Genomic DNA, 734 nt, shown 5'->3' on the forward strand with positions numbered 1-734 from the left:
TCGCGGGCGCGTTCCCCGCGGAGGACGCGGCCACCGCAAAAAACGATTCCTTGGTGACGACAGGCGCGAAGGTGTTGTTGCGCGACGCCGCCGGAACCCGACCGGATCAAGGAGGCGCTGCGCTCTATCGAGCAGACGGCAGCGCAGTGGACGACACGCGCCAATGGCATTCCAAGCGTTACGGCCGGTCCACCGGCTGTGGAAATCCCACCTGCGAGCGTTGCACAGGAACCGGCCACGCCCATTCCTGCCGCGACGCCGACCTTCAGCGCGGCGGGCGAGTACTCACCCGCCGTTCCGACGCACGATGATTTCGGCGCGACACCGGAAGCAGCATCCGCCGATACGCCGCCCGATGTCCAGGGAAGCGACAACGATGCTCAACCTGACCCGTTGCCCACCGCATCGATCGATCTGGACGATGCCGTTGACGAACCTGCACCCATCGCGCAACCGGAACCGACGCCGCCCGCCGATATTCCGCCATGGGCCACTCGCCGTGAAGAGTCGCCAGTCGAAGGCATCGAGCACGCTGCAACACCGGCATGGCATACAGCGGCAAGCACGCCCCGCCCTCCCCTGCCGCCAATAAGCGAGATCGAAGAGGAAGCTGAAGTAGAAGACGATCTCGAAGATCAGGCGCCGAATCCATCGAACGTCGTGCATTTCCCGCGCGCGGTTGCAGTTGCGCCTGTGCCTGCACCCACGACGCAAACCCCGCCACCGCCCCAGGA

1 pseudogene is annotated in these 734 nt (G+C 65.5%); it reads left to right on the top strand.

Annotation, left to right across the window (positions count from 1 at the left end):
- Window positions 1–198: 198 nt before the first annotated feature.
- Window positions 199–734, top strand: a pseudogene (locus ACRXB1_RS37150) (hypothetical protein); the annotation flags it as partial.

The sequence above is a fragment of the Caballeronia sp. M23-90 genome, from assembly GCF_053574605.1.